This window comes from Bradyrhizobium iriomotense (assembly GCF_018129405.1).
GTDB classification, from domain to species: domain Bacteria; phylum Pseudomonadota; class Alphaproteobacteria; order Rhizobiales; family Xanthobacteraceae; genus Bradyrhizobium; species Bradyrhizobium iriomotense_B.
The window spans coordinates 512,211-528,630 of the sequence record NZ_JAFCLP010000001.1 but is presented as its reverse complement, the minus strand read 5'-3'; the positions used below and the strand labels follow the sequence as shown (position 1 = coordinate 528,630).

The window sequence follows — 16,420 nt, the reverse complement described above, 5'->3', positions numbered from 1 at the left end:
TATGAGCGGCGCACGCACAAGCGCGCTTGCGACCTTGCGCAGCCAGATCGAGCGCATCGAGACCGCGGAGGTCGTGCATCAGCACGAGCGTGTCGCGCTCGGTCACGGCGAGGCTGACAGTGCGCTGAAGGGCGGGCTCGCGCGCGCGGCGGTCCACGAGGTGTTTTGCGAAGGGCGCCAGGGCGCGGCTGCGACGGGGTTCGTCATTGGCCTTGCGGGACGCGTGAGCGCGCGCCGGCCGCTGCTGTGGGTGCGACAGGATTTCTCGGAAATTGAAACCGGCGCGCTGTCGATGAGCGGGCTATCCGAGCTCGGCCTCGATCCGCGCCGCGTGGTGATGGTGCGCGCGGCCGATGTCGAGAGCGCGCTGCGCACCTCGGCCGATGCGCTCGCCTGCGATGCGCTCGGCGCCGTCGTGCTCGAGCTCTGGGGCGAGATCAGGCAGTTCGATCTCGTGGCGAGCCGCAAGCTGACGCTGGCCGCGCAAGGCTCGGGCGTCACCGGCCTCTTGCTGCGCATGGCCGCGCAGCCGCTGCCTTCGACCGCGGAGACGCGATGGATGCTGCGCGCGGCTCATTCGCCGCCGGGCCCGATGTGGAGCGCCTGGGGCGCGCCGCGCTTCGATGCCGAGCTCTTGCGCAATCGTCATGGCCCCTGCGGCCGGTGGATCATGGAATGGAATTGTGATGAGTGCCAGTTCAGTGAACCGTCGACGTATTCTCAGCCTGTGGCTGCCGCGCCTACCCATCGATCGGATCCAGCGGTTCCTTGGCAGCGCCGGACTGCATAAGGCCAAAGCGTTTTCAAGCGAAGTGGGTACCGGTTCGCGCGAAGAAAACGCGTCAAAACAAAAAGACGAGCCAAGCGTCGTCGTCATCAAGGACAACAACGCGCTGGTGATCCATGCGCTGGACGATGCGGCGTCTCGTCTGGGTTTGCATATCGGCCAGCCTCTGGCCAATGCGCGGGCAATGTGTCCGGACTTGCGGGTGTTCGACGCCGATGTCGTGGCCGATGCCAAGACGCTCAGTGACATCGCCGACTGGTGCGACCGCTTCACGCCGCTGGTGGCGCTCGATCCGCCGCATGGGCTGTTCCTCGACATCACCGGTTGCGCGCATCTGTTCGGCGGCGAAGCGGCACTGTTGCAGACACTGGTTCGTGCCCTCGCACGTCAGGGCTTCGCCGTCAGTGCGGCGATCGCCGGCACGTCGGTCTGCGCGCGCACGCTGACGCGGCAGGCGACAGGCACCATCGTGGCCGATGGCGAGGAGGCGGAGGCGATCAGTTCATTTCCGGTCTCCGCGCTGGGTGCGGGCGAGGCCGTCACCACCGGCCTGCGTCGCGCCGGGCTGAAGACCATCGGCGATGTCGCCTCGCGCACGCCGAGCGAGATCACGGCGCGGTTCGGCGCACGGTTCTCGACCCTGCTCGCGCACGCGCTGGGGCAGGGCGATGCGCCGATCAACCCGCGAAAACCGCTGCCCGATTATATCGTCGAGAAGCGCTTTGCCGAACCGATCGCGACTGACACGATGATTGCGATGACGCTGTCGCGGCTTGCCGATACGCTGATTGCGTCCATGGAGAAGCAGGGCAAGGGTGCGCGGCGGCTGGAGGCCGCCTTCTTCCGCACCGACGGCGTGGTGCGCGCGATCATGGTCGAGACCGGACGTCCCGTGACGCGCAGCGCGGTCATCGACCGGCTGTTCCGCGAGCGTCTCGATGCGCTCGCCGATCCCCTTGATCCTGGTTTCGGCTTCGACATGGTGCGGCTGTCGGCGAGCCGTACAGAGATCGTGGTGCAGGAGCAGCGCGACCTCGACGCCCACGTCCACGACAATGACGAACTCGCCGCACTGATCGACCGCATCGCCGCGCGGATCGGGGGTAAACGCGTCGTCGTGCACCTGCCGCAGGACACCCATATCCCCGAAAGCGCAGTGCTGGCCGCGCCGGCGCAGCATCATCTCACTGCTGCCATGCAGGCCGAATGGCCTGTTCGCACCGAGAGCGAGCCGCCGCTGCGCCCCTTGCGGCTGTTCGACAAGCCGGAGCCGATCAAGGTGCCGTTCGCGACCGTGCCGGATGGTCCGCCGCATCAGTTCACCTGGCGTCGCGCGCTGCATGCGGTGGTGCGGGTGGAGGGGCCCGAGCGCATCGCCATGGAATGGTGGCGGCAGGACGGCAAGCAGCTGACGCGGGATTATTTCCGCATCGAGGATGCCGAGGGCCTGCGCTTCTGGATCTTTCGCGATGGTCTCTACGAGGGAGAGGTGTTCGACGGCGACGGCAAGCCCGCTTCTCCCGGCTGGTATGTGCACGGTCTCTTCGCATGAATACGCCCGCTTATGCCGAGATCGGCATCACCACCAATTTCTCCTTCCTGCGCGGCGGCTCGGATCCGTGCGCCTATGTGCATCAGGCAAGCGCTTTAGGGATTCCGGTGATCGGCATCGCCGACCACAACACGCTCGCCGGCGTGGTGCGGGCCTACAAGGAGCTCGACAATGACAAGGTGCTGCACAAGCCGAAATTGCTGATCGGCGCGCGCATCGTCTTCATCGATGGTACGCCCGACATTCTGGTCTATCCGCGCGACCGCGCGGCCTATGGCCGGCTCTGTCAGCTCCTCACCCGGGGCAAGCGCGGCGACGACATCACGCGGATCGAGAAGGGCGAGTGCCATCTCACCTTCGCCGATCTCCTGGAGTTTTCGCAAGGCCAGCTCCTGATCCTGACGCTGCCGCATCGCTTCGAGCCGGCGCAGGCGCTGGATGTCCTCGCAAAGCTCAAGGACAGCCGCGCCGAGGGCGTGTGGCTGGCGGCGAGCCTGCTCTATCGCGGCGACGACCGGCGGCGCCTCTCGCGGCTCGACGATCTCGCCGCCAAGGCAAAGGTGCCGCTGCTCGCGACCAACGAGGTGCTCTATCACGATCCCGGCCGCCGTCCGCTTCAGGATGTGCTGACCTGCATCCGGGAGAAGACCACGATCGAGGCGGTGGGGCGGAAGCTCGAGGCCAATGCCGAGCGATTTTTGAAAACGCCACGCGAGATGGCGCGGCTGTTCCGCGATTTCCCCGACGCCATCGCGGAGACCATGCGCTTTGCGGATAGGATCGACTTCTCGCTCGACCAGCTCAAATACCAATACCCGGACGAGCCGGTGCCGCCGGGCAAGACCGCGCAGGGGCATCTGGAGGATCTGACCTGGGCGGGCGTCGACAAATATTTTGGCGGTATCGACAACATCGACGACAAGCTGCGTGCCACGCTCAAGAAGGAGCTCGCGCTGATCGCCGAGCTGAAATACGCGCACTATTTCCTCACCGTGCACGACATCGTCCACTACGCGCGCAGCCAGAACATATTGTGCCAGGGTCGCGGCTCGGCGGCGAACTCCGCCGTCTGCTACGTGCTCGGCATCACCTCGGTCGATCCGACCAAGGTCGATCTGTTGTTCGAGCGCTTCATCTCCAAGGAGCGGCTGGAGCCGCCCGACATCGACGTCGATTTCGAGCATTCGCGGCGCGAGGAGGTGATGCAATATGTCTACCGCCGCTACGGCCGCCACCGCGCCGCGATCATCGCCACCGTCATCCACTACCGCCCGCGCAGCGCCATCCGCGATGTCGGCAAGGCGCTCGGCCTGACCGAGGACGTCACCGCCGCGCTCGCCGACACCGTCTGGGGCAGCTGGGGCAAGGGCCTCAACGACATGCAGGTCAGGCAGGCCGGGCTCGATCCGCAAAATCCCATGATCAACCTCGCGGTCGAACTTGCGACCGAGCTGATCGAATTCCCGCGCCATCTCTCCCAACATGTCGGCGGTTATGTGCTGACCCAGGACCGGCTCGACACCTATGTGCCGATCGGCAATGCCGCAATGGACGACCGCACCTTCATCGAATGGGACAAGGACGACGTCGACGCGCTTCATATGATGAAGGTCGACGTGCTCGCGCTGGGCATGCTGACCTGCATCAGGAAATGTTTTGACCTGATCGCGGATCACAAGGGGCAGCGTTTTGTGCTGGCGAGCGTCCCGCAGGATGATCCCAGGGTTTACGACATGCTGTGCGCCGGAGAATCGCTCGGCGTGTTCCAGGTCGAGAGCCGTGCGCAGATGAACATGCTGCCGCGCCTGAAGCCGCGGACCTTCTACGATCTCGTCATCGAGGTCGCGATCGTCCGGCCGGGGCCGATTCAGGGCGACATGGTGCATCCTTACTTGCGGCGGCGGAACGGGCTGGAAAAGGTGAGCTATCCGTCTCCGTCGCCGGACCATGGCGACAAGGACGAGCTTTACAATGTGCTGCACAAGACGCTCGGCGTGCCTCTGTTCCAGGAGCAGGCGATGCGCATTGCGATCGAGGCCGCGCACTTCACCTCCGAGGAGGCCAACGGCCTGCGTCGCTCGATGGCGACCTTCCGCAATGTCGGCACCATCGGCCAATACGAGGAGAAGCTGATCGGCAACATGGTGGCGCGCGGCTATGACCCCAACTTCGCCAGAAGCTGCTTTGACCAGATCAAGGGCTTTGGCTCCTACGGCTTTCCGGAGAGCCATGCCGCGAGCTTTGCGCAACTGGTCTACATTTCTTCGTGGCTGAAGCACTACCATCCTGACGCCTTCTGCTGCGGCCTCCTGAACTCGCAGCCGATGGGGTTTTACGCCCCGGCGCAGATCGTCGGCGATGCCCGCAAGAACGGCGTCGAGGTGCGCGACATCGACGTGTCCTTCAGCTTTGCGCAGAACACGCTGGAAAATACAGATGGCAAGTATTGCGCCGTGCGCCTCGGCTTCCGCCAGATCGACGGCTTCCATTGGCTGGATGAAGATGAAGAGAGGCTGAAACGCTCCCAGTTGTCATTCCGGGGCGACGCGTCAGCGTCGAGCCCGGAATCCATAACCACGATCGGGAGTATGGATTCTCAGATGCGCAATTGCGCATCAGAGCTCGCGCCAAGAGGCGCGCCCCGGAATGACAAGAGCGAAGACTGGGCCGACCGCATCGTCGCCGCACGCAACCGCCGTCCCTTCACCTCGCTGGAAGATTTTGCTCGCGACACCGGCCTGCCCAAGCGCGCGCTGATCCTGCTGGCCGATGCCGATGCGTTCCGCTCGCTCGGGCTCGATCGCCGCGAGGCGCTGTGGCAGGTGCGGCGGCTGCCCGACGACGTGCCGCTGCCGCTGTTCGAGGCGGCGACCGCGCGCGAGCAGCCGGACGAAGGCGCAAAGCCGCTGCCGGCGATGCCGCGTTCCGAGCAGGTGGTCGCGGACTACCAGACCATCCGGCTGTCGCTGAAGGGCCACCCGATGGAGTTTTTGCGCGAGATGTTTACGCGCGAGCGGGTCGTCGCCTGCAAGGAGATCAGCCATGAGAACGAGCGACGCCGCGTCCGCTGCGCCGGCGTGGTCCTGGTGCGGCAGCGGCCGGGCAGCGCCAGCGGCGTCGTGTTCATGACGCTGGAGGACGAAACCGGCATCGCCAATGTCGTGGTGTGGCCCAAGATCATGGAGCAGTACCGCAAGGAGGTGATGGGCGCGCGCCTCATCCTGGTCGAAGGCTACATCCAGAGCAGCCCCGAAAAGGTGACGCATCTCATCGCCCAGCGCATGATCGACCGCTCGCACGATCTTGTCGGCCTCGCCGACGACGCCCTGACCCGCAAGCATCCGGTGCCGGCAGGCGCCACCGTGGTCGAGCCGCTCAACGAAGACCCCCGCGCCCTCGCGGACATGCCAGCGCAAAAAATCCGTCACCCCCGCAACGTCCGCATCCTGCCGCCGTCGCGGGATTTTCATTGAGGCTCCCCAATGTCGTCCTGGCGAAAGCCAGGACCCATAACCACAGGAAGCGGTTTGGCGAAGACTCTCTGTTGTTGACAGTGCGGGGCAACAACGACCGGTCGGGGTAATGGGTCCTGGCTTTCGCCAGGACGACATTGACGGGAACCTTGTGCCCAGCCCCCTAAAAATTCACCCGGTTCGAGATCGCCCCGTCCACGACGAGATTCGATCCCGTCGTGAACCCCGACACGGGGCTCGCCAGAAACACCGCTGCGCTCGCGATCTCCTGCGGCGTCGCCATGCGGCCGGTCGGATTGCGCTTCATCGCGTCGTTGTAACGCTCGGGCATGTTCTGCTCGACCATCTCCCAGACGCCGCCCTTGAAATAGACGGTACCGGGCGAGACCACGTTGACCCGGATCTTCTTCTTCGCATATTGCCGCGCCAGTCCCTTGGCCATGTGGATCAGCGCCGCCTTGATCGGGCCATAGGAGCTGGCCGTGTCCGCCTGCGCCGCGGAGATCGACGAGATGATCACGAAGGCCGCATCGCCGCTGCTGGCGCCGCTTGTATCGAGAAACGGCCGCGCGGCGTCGAACGCATGTACGGCACCGAGCACGTCGAGCCGGAAATTCTGCTCCCACGACGCGGGATCGTGCCCTTGCGCCATTGCGCCGGCATTGGAAAACAGCATGTCGATGCCGCCGAGCTCTCTTGCGGCAGCCTCGATCCAGCTTTTTAGCGCCGCGCCGTCGGTCACATCGACCGGGCCGCCGGTGGCACGGATTCCGCTCGCCTTCAACTCCGCGACGGTCGCCGCGACCTGATCCGCGTTGCGCGCGCAGACCGCGACATTGGCTCCTTCACCGGCCAGCGTCGCCGCAATCGCCCGCCCGATGCCGCGCGTGCCGCCGAGGACGACAGCGTTCCTGCCTTTGAGACCGAGATCCATTGTTGGTTTTCCTTGTTGTTGGTCGTTGCGCGAATGAGAGGAGAGAGTGCCGCCTCCACGTCGTCCTCGCGAAAGCCAGGACCCATTACCACAAATCGCCGTTGTTACGTGATGTCGTCGCCAAAGCGTATTTCAACAACACTCGATCGGGGTAATGGGTCCTGGCTTTCGCCAGGACGACACCGGGTGTGTCATTGATAGCGAGTCTCACTCCGGCGCAGCCCCCACCGGCGGGCCGCCGGGCGGGCGGTGGAGGAAGGTCAGTGATGCATAGGCGCCGACCCAGGAGCCGATCGCGGCGAAGGCAACATAGAAGGCGTTTTCGGTATAGCTGATCACGGCATAGGAGGAGAGCAGATACCAGATCGCGCTCCACGTCGCCGCCGGCACGCGCTTGCGCGCGACCACGGCGGAGGTGAACATCACATAGACCGCGTCGGTCGCCGCCGTGGCGATGAACACGGCACCCGCGGTGAGGGGATCGATGGCGGCCATTGCATTCCTTCTTGTGCTGATGAATGGTCGCGAAAAGTAGAGCATGATCCGGAAAAGCGTGCAGCGGTTTTCCGACGCGACAAACGCGGAACGCGTTTGCGCTGAGATCATGCTCAAACTGAAGGGAGAGAAGCGGCCATGCAAAGCCCCGCCGATATTCTCAAGGACATCTGGACCACCGCAGGCGGCGATGAGGCCGCGCTCGATCGCGTGCGGCTGACCGGCGAGGAGCCGCAGATCCCGTCCTCGTTTCGTGTGGCGGTTGCCGGACAGACCACGATTGCCGCGGCGGGCCTTGCCGCCGCCGAGATCTGGCGGCTGCGCAGCGGGCAGATGCAGAACGTCTGCGTCGACATGCGCCACGCCGTCGTCGAATGTCGCTCCGAGCGCTATTTGCGCCTCGACGACAAGCCACCGCCACCAGCCTGGGACGCCATCGCCGGCGTCTACAGGACGGGCGATGGCCGCTTCGTCCGCTGCCACACCAATTTCCCGCATCACCGCGATGCCGTCTGCAAGGTGCTTGCTTGCGAGGCGGAGCGCGAGAAGGTGCAGGCCGCGCTGATGCAGTGGAAAGGCGAGGATTTCGAGACCGCGGCTTACGCAGCGGGCGGCGTCGTCGCCCTGATGCGTTCCTACGATGAATGGTCGGCGCTGCCGCAGGCGCGTGCGCTCGCGCAATTACCGCTGCTCTCGATCGAGAAGATCGGCGAGGCCCCGCCAAGGCCGTGGCCAAAAGGCGATCGCCCGCTCGCAGGCCTGCGCGTGCTCGATCTCTCCCGCGTCATTGCAGGCCCCGTCGCAGGCCGCACGCTCGCGGCGCACGGCGCAGACGTGCTGCTGGTGTCAGGTCCGGAGCTGCCGGCTATCCCGTGGCTCACCATCGATACCGGCCGCGGCAAGCTCACCACCTTCATCGAGCTCAAGAGCGAGGCGGGCAGGGCGCAATTGCGCGAGTTGCTCACGGACGCCGACATCTTCTCGCAGGGCTATCGCCCGCGCGCGCTCGCCGCCCTCGGCTTTGCGCCTCAAGAGGTCGCCACGATCAGTCCCGGCATCGTCTATGTGACGCTGTCGGCCTATGGCCGTGCCGGTCCCTGGGCCGAGCGGCGCGGTTTCGACTCGCTGGTGCAGACCACGACCGGCTTCAACCACGCCGAGGGAGAGGCCGCCGGCATCGACGGTCCCAAGGAATTGCCGGCACAGATCCTCGACCACGCCACCGGCTATCTCATGGCGTTCGGCGCAATGATGGCCAGAGCACGCCAGGCGTGCGAAGGCGGCAGCTGGCACGTTCGCGTGTCGCTAGCGCAGACCGGTCGCTGGCTGTGGAATCTCGGCCGGCTCGACGGCGGACTGAACACCCCGGATCTTACGGGGGAAGCTGTACATGCTGCGTTCATCGAGCGCGTGCCATCTGGCTTCGGCACGTTGAAGGCGGTGCAGCATTCGGCACTGCTGTCGAAGACGCCGCCGCAATGGAGCCGTCCGGCGATGCCGCTCGGCAGCCATCCGGCACAGTGGCCATCTCGAAGCTGACGTGGGGCTGACGCGTCGCAAAATTTTAACGCAAACGGAAAGGCGCGAAGCGTTTTTTAGGTTGTTTGAACTCTCAATTCGGCACTATTAGCGCGACCGATGAGGCTATCGTTTGCCGACATCGTCGCAGACAAGACCGGGCCCTATGGTAGTTGAAAATACCAAGCGATTGCAGGTGCTTACAAAACAGCGGGTGATCACATCCGTAGTTTTACTAGCTCTTGCCGCCGGCGGGGCCTACGGCTTTCTCCGTGCGGGAGCCAAGGAGAAGAGCCACTCCGAGATTTCCAGCCAGTCGCGCAGGAATGCGCAGAATTTCACGCCGACGCCGTCCGAGTGGGCGACGCTGACGATCGAGCCGGTGAAGGCCAAGACCTTCCGGGCCGAATATGTCACCGAGGGCAAGGTCGCGGTCGACGAGGATCGCTCGACGCCGGTGTTCTCGCCTTATGCGGGCCGGGTCACCAAGCTGCTCGCCAAGCCCGGCGAGACCCTGACGCAAGGTCAACCGCTATTCACAATCGAGGCCGCCGACACCGTGCAGGCCCAGAACGATTTCATCGCGGCGATGACTGCGCAGAACAAGGCGAAGTCGGCGATCGATCTCGCCGACATCCAGTTCAAGCGCGCCAAGGATCTCTATGAGGGCCACGCCATTCCGCTGAAGGATTATCAGCAGGCGGAAGCGACCCAGGTCCAGGCGCAGAACGACATGCGCTCCTCGGTGACGGCGCTGGAGGCCGCGCGCAACAAGCTGCGCATCCTCGGCTTCACCGACGAGACCATCAAGGCGTTCCAGGAGAAGGGCACGATCAATCGGGAGATCACGATCTACTCGCCGATCTCCGGCACGGTCGTGCAGCGCAAGATCGGCCCGGGCCAGTACGTCAATTCCGGTGCCAGCGATCCGGTCTTCGTCATCGGCGATCTCTCGACGGTCTGGCTCACCGCCTTCGTGCGCGAGAGCGATGCGGCCGCGGTGTGCATCGGCCAGGACATCACGGTCAACGTGATGGCGCTGCCGGGCCGCCCGCTCACCGCGAAGATCAACTACGTGGCCGCGGCGATCGATCCGAGCACCCGGCGCCTCTTGGTCCGCGCCACCATCGACAACAAGGACGGCCTGCTCAAGCCGGAGATGTTCGCCAACGTCACGATCTATTCGGCCGGCGATCGTGCCGCGCCGGCGGTGCCCAAGCAGGCGTTGATCTATGAGGCCGACAAGGTTCGCCTCTGGGTCGCGCGCGAGGACAAGTCGGTCGAGCTGCGCGAGATCAAGACCGGCCTCATCAACGGCAATCTCGTCGAAGTCACGAGCAACCTGAAACCCGGCGAGCAGATCGTCACCAAGGGCAGCCTGTTCATCGACCGCGCGGCGTCCGGCAGCTGATCGACGACCCAAAAAAACTGAAGACAAGCTGAAGACCTGAATGGATCGCCTCGTCGCCCTTGCCGTCAACCGGCGCTTCCTGATGGTCGGCATGTTCGTGGCCGTGCTGATCGGCGGCCTGATCGCGTTCAACCAGCTCAACATCGAGGCCTATCCCGACCCGACCCCGCCGATGGTCGATATCGTGACGCAGAGCCCGGGCCTGTCGGCCGAGGAAATCGAGCGTTACATCACGATTCCGATCGAGACCCAGGTCGCGGGCCTGAAGAATATCACGACCATCCGCACCATCTCGCTCTATGGTCTCTCCGACGTCAAAATCCAGTTCTCCTTTGCCTACACCTATGACGAGGCGTTGCAGCAGGTCTTGAACCGCCTGGCGCAGCTTGCGCCGCTGCCGGGCAACGTTCAGCCGCAGATCTCACCGCTCAGCCCGATCGGCGAAATCTTCCGCTATCGCCTGGTCGGCCCGCCGAACTACAGCGTGCTCGATCTCAAGACCATCCAGGACTGGATTCTGCAGCGTCGCTTCCGCGCCGTGCCCGGCGTGATCGACGTCACCGGATGGGGCGGCAAGAGCAAGACCTACGAGCTCCAGGTCGACTTCAACAAGCTGGTCGCCAACGGCCTGACGCTGCCGCAGCTGCTCCAGGCGGTCGGCAATTCCAACGTCAATGTCGGCGGCAACACCGTCAATATCGGCCAGCAATCCGCTGTGGTGCGCGGCGTCGGCCTGATCCGCTCGATCGACGATCTCGCCAACACCATGGTCTCGCAGACCAACGGCAACCCGGTGCTGGTCAAGGACGTCGCCACCGTCACCGTCGGGCAACGGCCCCGTCTCGGCATTGCCGGCCTCGATGATTCCGACGACATCGTGCAGGGCATCGTCCTGATGCGCCGCGGCGAGCAGAGCTCGCCGACCATCAAGCGCGTCCATCAGCTGGTTCAGACCATCAACAATTCCAGAATCCTGCCGCCCGGCGTGCGCATCGAGCGCATCTACGACCGCGGCGACCTGATCGAGCTCACCACTCACACCGTGCTGCACAACATGGTGGTCGGCATCCTGCTGATCGTGCTCCTGCAATGGATCTTCCTCGGTGACCTCCGCAGCGCGCTGATCGTCGGCGCCACCATTCCATTCGCGCTGTTCTTCGCCGTCATCATCCTGGTGCTGCGCGGGGAATCCGCCAACCTGCTGTCGGTCGGCGCGATCGATTTCGGCCTGATCGTCGATGCCACCGTCATCATGGTGGAGGCGATCTTCCGCCGCCTGACGCAGACGACGCCGATGTCGGAAACCGAGCATATGTCGAACGAGACGCTGTTCGGCATGAAGAGCCACGCCATCCTCAGCGCGGCCGCCGACGTCTCGCGCTCGATCTTCTTCGCCGCCGCGATCATCATCGCGGCCTTCCTGCCGCTGTTCACGCTCTCCGGCGTCGAGGGCAACATCTTCGGGCCAATGGCGCGCACCTATGCCTATGCGCTGGCCGGCGGTCTCCTTGCCACCTTCACAGTGACGCCCGCGCTGTCCGCCATCATCCTGCCGGCGCATGTCGAGGAGACCGAGACCAAGGTGATGCTGATCCTGCACCGGCTCTACATGCCGGTGCTGAACTGGGCCGTGGCCAACCGCAACATCGTGCTCGGTGGCGCGATCGGCCTCGTGGTGATGACGGTGGCGCTGGGCCGGCTGCTCGGCCTCGAATTCCTGCCGAAGCTGGAAGAGGGCAACCTCTGGATCCGCGCCACGCTGCCGCCGACCATTTCGCTTCAGGAAGGCAACAGCTACGTCAACGAGATGCGCAAGGTGATCCGGGCCCGGCCCGAGGTGGAATCCGTGGTGTCGCAGCACGGCCGTCCCGACGACGGCACAGATGCCGCCGGCTTCTTTAACGCCGAGTTCTTCGCGCCGCTCAAGCCCGCCAGCCAATGGCCCGGCACGCGCGACAAGGAAGAGCTGACCGCGGAACTGCTCAAGCAACTCGACGACCGCTTCCCCGGCGTCGAGTTCAACTTCTCGCAATATCTGCAGGACAACGTCTCCGAAGCCGTCTCCGGCGTGAAGGGCGAGAACTCGATCAAGCTGTTCGGCAGCGATCTGCAGGCGCTCACCGACACCGCCAACAAGATCAAGTCGGTGCTGGCCACCGTGCAGGGCGTCACCGACCTTGCGGTGTTCACCTCGCTCGGCCAGCCGACCGTCCAGATCGATATCGACCGCGCCAAGGCCGCGCGCTACGGGCTCGCGCCCGGCGACATCAACGCCACCATCAAGGTCGCGATCGGCGGTGACACCGCGGGCGATCTGTACGAGCCGGGAAGCGATCGCCACTTCCCGATCATCGTTCGCCTTGCCCCGGAATTCCGCAGGAGTGCCGAGGCGATCCAGAATCTGCGCATCGGCGCGCCCGGGCCGAACGGTACCGTCACGCAGATTCCGCTCAGCGAAGTCGCCACCATCAGCCTCGTGTCGGGCGCAGCCTACATCTATCGCGAGCAGCAGGAACGCTATTTGCCGATCAAGTTCTCGGTGCGCGAGCGCGACCTCGGCAGCGCGATCCGCGAGGCGCAGCAGAAGATCGCCGCCCAGGTGCAGTTGCCGCCGGGCTCGCACATGGAATGGGTCGGCGAGTTCGGCAATCTCCAGGACGCGATCCGGCGGCTGTCGATCGTGGTGCCGATCTCGCTGGCGCTGATCGGCGTCCTGCTCTGGTTCAATTTCGGCTCGATGACCGACACGCTGCTGGCGATGAGCGTGATCCCGATGGCGATCTTCGGCGGCGTGCTGGGGCTGCTGATCTCCGGGACCGCGTTCAGCGTGTCCGCGGCGATCGGCTTCATCGCGCTGTTCGGTATCGCCGTGATGGACGGCATCATCATCCTGTCGCAGTTCAACCAGCTGATCGAAGAGGGCATGGACCGCATGAGCGCGGTGATCCGCACCGGCGAGCTTCAGCTGCGCCCCGTGCTGATGACCTGCGTGGTCGCGGGAGTCGGCCTGCTGCCGGCGGCGCTGTCCGAAGGCATCGGCTCCCAGGTGCAGAAGCCGCTCGCGGTCGTCGTCGTCACCGGCATGATGCTGGCGCCGGTGGTGATCCTGGTGACCCTGCCGGTGCTGATCTCCTTCTTCTCCCGCCGCGCGCGCTAACGCCCGGCGCCGACGTCAAAATCCGTAGAGCCGCGCCGGATTGTCGACCAGGATCTTCTTGCGCACGTCCGCATCCGGCGCCCACACCGGAAGCTGGTTGAGCAGGCGCCCGTCGTCGATCTGGTAGAGCGGAGCAATGTCGGTGGCTTTGCGTCCCTCGACACGGCTCGAATCCGGATGCGGCCAGTCGGTACCCCAGACAATGCGATCCAGATTCGCCGCGATCAGGGCCTGCGCGAACGGCACCATGTCCTGATAATCCGGCGCGAGCTTCGACGAGCGATAGGCGCCGGAGATCTTCACATAGGCCTTGCCGGACTTCACCAGCGCGACGAGATCGGAGAAGCCCGGCTGCTCCAGGCCGAGCGAAGCCTCCAAGCCGCCGAAATGGTCGAACACGACCGGCGCCGGCGCCGTCTCGACGAGGTCCTTGATCGCCGAGATCATGGCCAGCGTGGTGTAGAGCTGCACGTGCCAGCCGCGCGCCTTCATGCGCTCGACGGCCGCGGTGAAGCGAGATCTGCCGACGTTGGGGTCGTTGACGCCGCCGGTTGCGAGATTGAGACGCATGCCGCGGAAACCGTCCTGATGCATCGTGTCGAGCGCGCTTTCCGGCGTCTTGTCGTCGATCACGGCGACACCGCGCGCATTGGCGCCGCGTGCCTTCATGCCGAACAAGGTCGACGAATTGTCGGTGCCGTAGACGCTGGGGGTGACGATGACCACGCGTTCCATATGCAGCGCCTTGTGCAGCGCGGCCATTTCTTCGGGGCTTGCCGGCTCGGGCGTGTAGACGCGCCCAGCGAAGAACGGAAACTTCTCGACATCGCCGTGGATATGAGTGTGGCAGTCGCAGGCATGCGCGGGGACATCGAAATTGACCGGCGTCGCAGGCTGCGCCGCGCGGGCGTGGGCTCTGTTGGTCATGGCTACTCCGGCGGCAAGGGAGAAAAGCAGGACGCTGCGTCGGTTGAGCACGGTTTCTCTCCCTGGTTTTTCTATTTGAAAGTGTGCGGGGACACTATCACATCAGCCGGACAGAAGCTGCGCTTCGTTGCATAGCTGCTCGACAAGGTCCGCAAGCGGACGTGAGCCGTCGACGCGCACGACCGGGCAGGGCAGCCCCGAGAGCCAAGCCTCATCTTTTGCGAGACTGCGGCCATCGCGATCGCCGGCTTCGTAGCGTGAGGCCCATTCGACGAACGACTCCATCTCCTCATGACGCCAGCCGCCCTGTGCGACGGCATCAGCTCCGAAATGCGCAGCCTCGCGACCACGCAGGCGCTGCAAGCGAAGCTCGCGCGGCGTCGTCACAAAGACGACGAGATCGAAGAACGGGACGAGCTCGTTGCCCCAGCCGGTGACGGTTCCGCTCAGCACCCAGTCGAGACGCGGCAGAAACATCTCGTGCATCAGGCGCAGCCGCTCGGCGGCGGGGCGCGTCGTTTGATAAGGCGGCACGGTCGGCAGCCAGAAATAATCGTCGCTGTCGTGATGCGGCAGCGCAAGCTCACCGGCGAGCGCGCGACCGAGCGTCGTCACCCCGGAGCCCGAAGCTCCCATCAGATGGATGCGGCGGCTTTTCATCGGCACCGACCCAAGAGATTTGAGGCTACTGCCCCGACGGCGTGCGCAGGCCGTGCCAGGCGTCGCGGACCTGCTGGTAGTGCACTTCGGGCAGATAGTCCGGCGTGTTCAGGTTCAAGGTCTTGACGTCGAGATGGCCGACGGCGCTGAGCAGGGTGTATGAGGCGATGACGCGGTCGCGCAGCGCGCCGATCAGGCGGGCCTTGGCCTGGATCAGATCGGCTTGCGAGTTCAAAACGTCCACCGTCGTGCGCTGTCCGCCGGCGGCCTCACGCTGCACGCCCTGGAGCGCGACGGTGGCCGCCTTCACTTCGGACTCCGAGGCCGACACCGCGATCTTGGCGCCTTCATTGGCGACCCAGGCGCTGACCGCTGCTGTGCGCGCCTGGTTCCGCACCTGGTCGAGCACCAGCCGGCTCTGTGCCGTGACCTCCTTGGCCTGCCGGGTCTGTGCGGCGGCCTGGCCACCGTCATAGATCGGCACAGTGACGTTGGCGACGATCGAGGCTTGGTCCTCGGCGAAGGTTCCGAGCGTCGGGTCGTTGTTGCGGCTCTTGCTGGCGCTGCCCTGGACGCTGGCGCTCGGCAGCAGCGCGCCCTCGGCGACGCGGATGTTGGTGGAGGCGACGTCGACGTCGAAGCCTGCCGCCATCACCGCCGGGTGCTGACGGATCGCCATCGAGAGCGCATCCTCGCGGCTCTTCGGCAGATAGCGGTCGACCACTTCGGCGGGCTTGAGCTGCGACGGCGCGTTGCCGATCACTTGCGCATAAGTCGCTTGGCTCACCGCAAGCGCGACCTCGGCGGCGTTGAGATCGGAGAGACCGCGGTTGAGCCGCGCCTCTGCTTGCGCGCTGTCGGTCGGCGTGACGTCGCCGGCATTGAGGCGGCGCTGGGTGACGGCGAGGGTCTCACGCAGGAAGGCGACGTTGGAGCGCTGCGCCTCGACCAGCGACTGGTTGGCCAGCACGTTGGTATAGGCGGTGACCGCGTCGAGCAGCACGCCCTGGCCGGCATTGCGCAGCGCTTCGCGGCCCGACTGCACCTGGAGTTCGGCGGCCCGCACGTTGTTGGCGGTACGGAAGCCGTTGAACAGGGTCTGCGTCACGGTGACGCCGATGATCCACGGCTTCAGATCGGCGGTCTGGATGGTGTTGTTGGGCAAAAGGTTGCGCACCGATTGCAGGCCGGCGCTGAGGCTCGCCACGAGTTGCGGCCGGTAGCCGGCCAGCGCCTGCGGCACGTTCTCGTCGGTCGCACGCTGGCGCGCGCGCTCGGCGTTGAGCTGCGGATTGGTCTGGTAGGCTTTTGCCAATGCCTCCGGCAGGGCCTCGGCAGATGCGGCCGAGGGCAGGGCGCACGAGAGCGCCAGCGTGGTCCATGTCGCAAGTACAGGACCCACGCCCGATCGACGCCGCGTCATTACGCGACCAGCTCTGGCGGCACGCCCAATCATGTAATCCCGCTAAACCCCGGCTGTCCGCCCCCGCCGACGGTGGCCTCTTA

The 16,420-nt window shown here is 65.2% G+C and carries 11 protein-coding genes; 6 read left to right on the top strand and 5 right to left on the bottom strand.

The window, feature by feature from the left end; genetic code table 11:
- Position 1 precedes the first annotated feature (1 nt).
- From JQ592_RS02225 to JQ592_RS02215, 3 genes are read left to right on the top strand one after another with little or no spacing between them, the layout of a single operon-like run.
- The gene (locus JQ592_RS02225) at positions 2-790 is read left to right on the top strand and encodes an ImuA family protein (RefSeq protein ID WP_211401275.1); all 789 of its coding nucleotides are present in this window, start codon (positions 2-4) and stop codon (positions 788-790) included.
- On the top strand, positions 687-2,339 hold the full coding sequence (locus tag JQ592_RS02220) for a Y-family DNA polymerase (protein WP_211401274.1): 1,653 nt from the start codon (positions 687-689) through the stop codon (positions 2,337-2,339). The genes JQ592_RS02225 and JQ592_RS02220 overlap by 104 nt, the downstream gene beginning before the upstream one ends.
- A complete protein-coding gene (locus JQ592_RS02215; protein ID WP_211401273.1) occupies positions 2,336-5,812 on the top strand; it encodes an error-prone DNA polymerase in 3,477 nt (1,158 codons plus the stop codon). The genes JQ592_RS02220 and JQ592_RS02215 overlap by 4 nt, the downstream gene beginning before the upstream one ends.
- 163 nt (positions 5,813-5,975) lie before the next feature.
- Here JQ592_RS02215 and JQ592_RS02210 read toward each other — a convergent pair whose 3' ends face one another.
- Together JQ592_RS02210 and JQ592_RS02205 are read right to left on the bottom strand one after the other, a co-directional pair.
- A complete protein-coding gene (locus JQ592_RS02210; protein ID WP_211401272.1) occupies positions 5,976-6,746 on the bottom strand; it encodes an SDR family NAD(P)-dependent oxidoreductase in 771 nt (256 codons plus the stop codon).
- Positions 6,747-6,953: 207 nt separating this feature from the next.
- Positions 6,954-7,241 (bottom strand): hypothetical protein, encoded by a 288-nt coding sequence (locus JQ592_RS02205; protein ID WP_211401271.1) that lies wholly within the window; start codon positions 7,239-7,241, stop codon positions 6,954-6,956.
- Between the two features lie 138 nt (positions 7,242-7,379).
- Between JQ592_RS02205 and JQ592_RS02200 the strand changes: the two genes are divergently transcribed.
- The 3 genes from JQ592_RS02200 to JQ592_RS02190 all read left to right on the top strand — a co-directional run bounded on the left by JQ592_RS02200 (position 7,380) and on the right by JQ592_RS02190 (position 13,327).
- Positions 7,380-8,780 (top strand): CoA transferase, encoded by a 1,401-nt coding sequence (locus JQ592_RS02200; RefSeq protein WP_211401270.1) that lies wholly within the window; start codon positions 7,380-7,382, stop codon positions 8,778-8,780.
- A 145-nt stretch (positions 8,781-8,925) separates the two neighbouring features.
- Entirely contained in the window at positions 8,926-10,170 is a 1,245-nt protein-coding gene (locus JQ592_RS02195; protein WP_211401269.1) for an efflux RND transporter periplasmic adaptor subunit, read from the top strand.
- Between the two features lie 40 nt (positions 10,171-10,210).
- Positions 10,211-13,327 carry an efflux RND transporter permease subunit gene (locus JQ592_RS02190; RefSeq protein ID WP_211401268.1) on the top strand — a complete coding sequence of 1,039 codons (3,117 nt, stop codon included), beginning with the start codon at positions 10,211-10,213 and terminating at the stop codon, positions 13,325-13,327.
- A gap of 15 nt (positions 13,328-13,342) precedes the next feature.
- Here the strand turns inward: JQ592_RS02190 and JQ592_RS02185 are convergent, their stop codons facing one another.
- The 3 genes from JQ592_RS02185 to JQ592_RS02175 are packed head-to-tail and all read right to left on the bottom strand — an operon-like array spanning position 13,343 to position 16,370.
- Entirely contained in the window at positions 13,343-14,305 is a 963-nt protein-coding gene (locus tag JQ592_RS02185) for an amidohydrolase family protein (RefSeq protein WP_211401267.1), read from the bottom strand.
- A 51-nt stretch (positions 14,306-14,356) separates the two neighbouring features.
- A complete protein-coding gene (locus JQ592_RS02180; RefSeq protein WP_211401266.1) occupies positions 14,357-14,914 on the bottom strand; it encodes a hypothetical protein in 558 nt (185 codons plus the stop codon).
- A gap of 25 nt (positions 14,915-14,939) precedes the next feature.
- Complete coding sequence (locus JQ592_RS02175; protein WP_211401265.1) at positions 14,940-16,370, bottom strand: TolC family outer membrane protein; 1,431 nt, start codon at positions 16,368-16,370, stop codon at positions 14,940-14,942.
- Between the last annotated feature and the right edge of the window lie 50 nt (positions 16,371-16,420).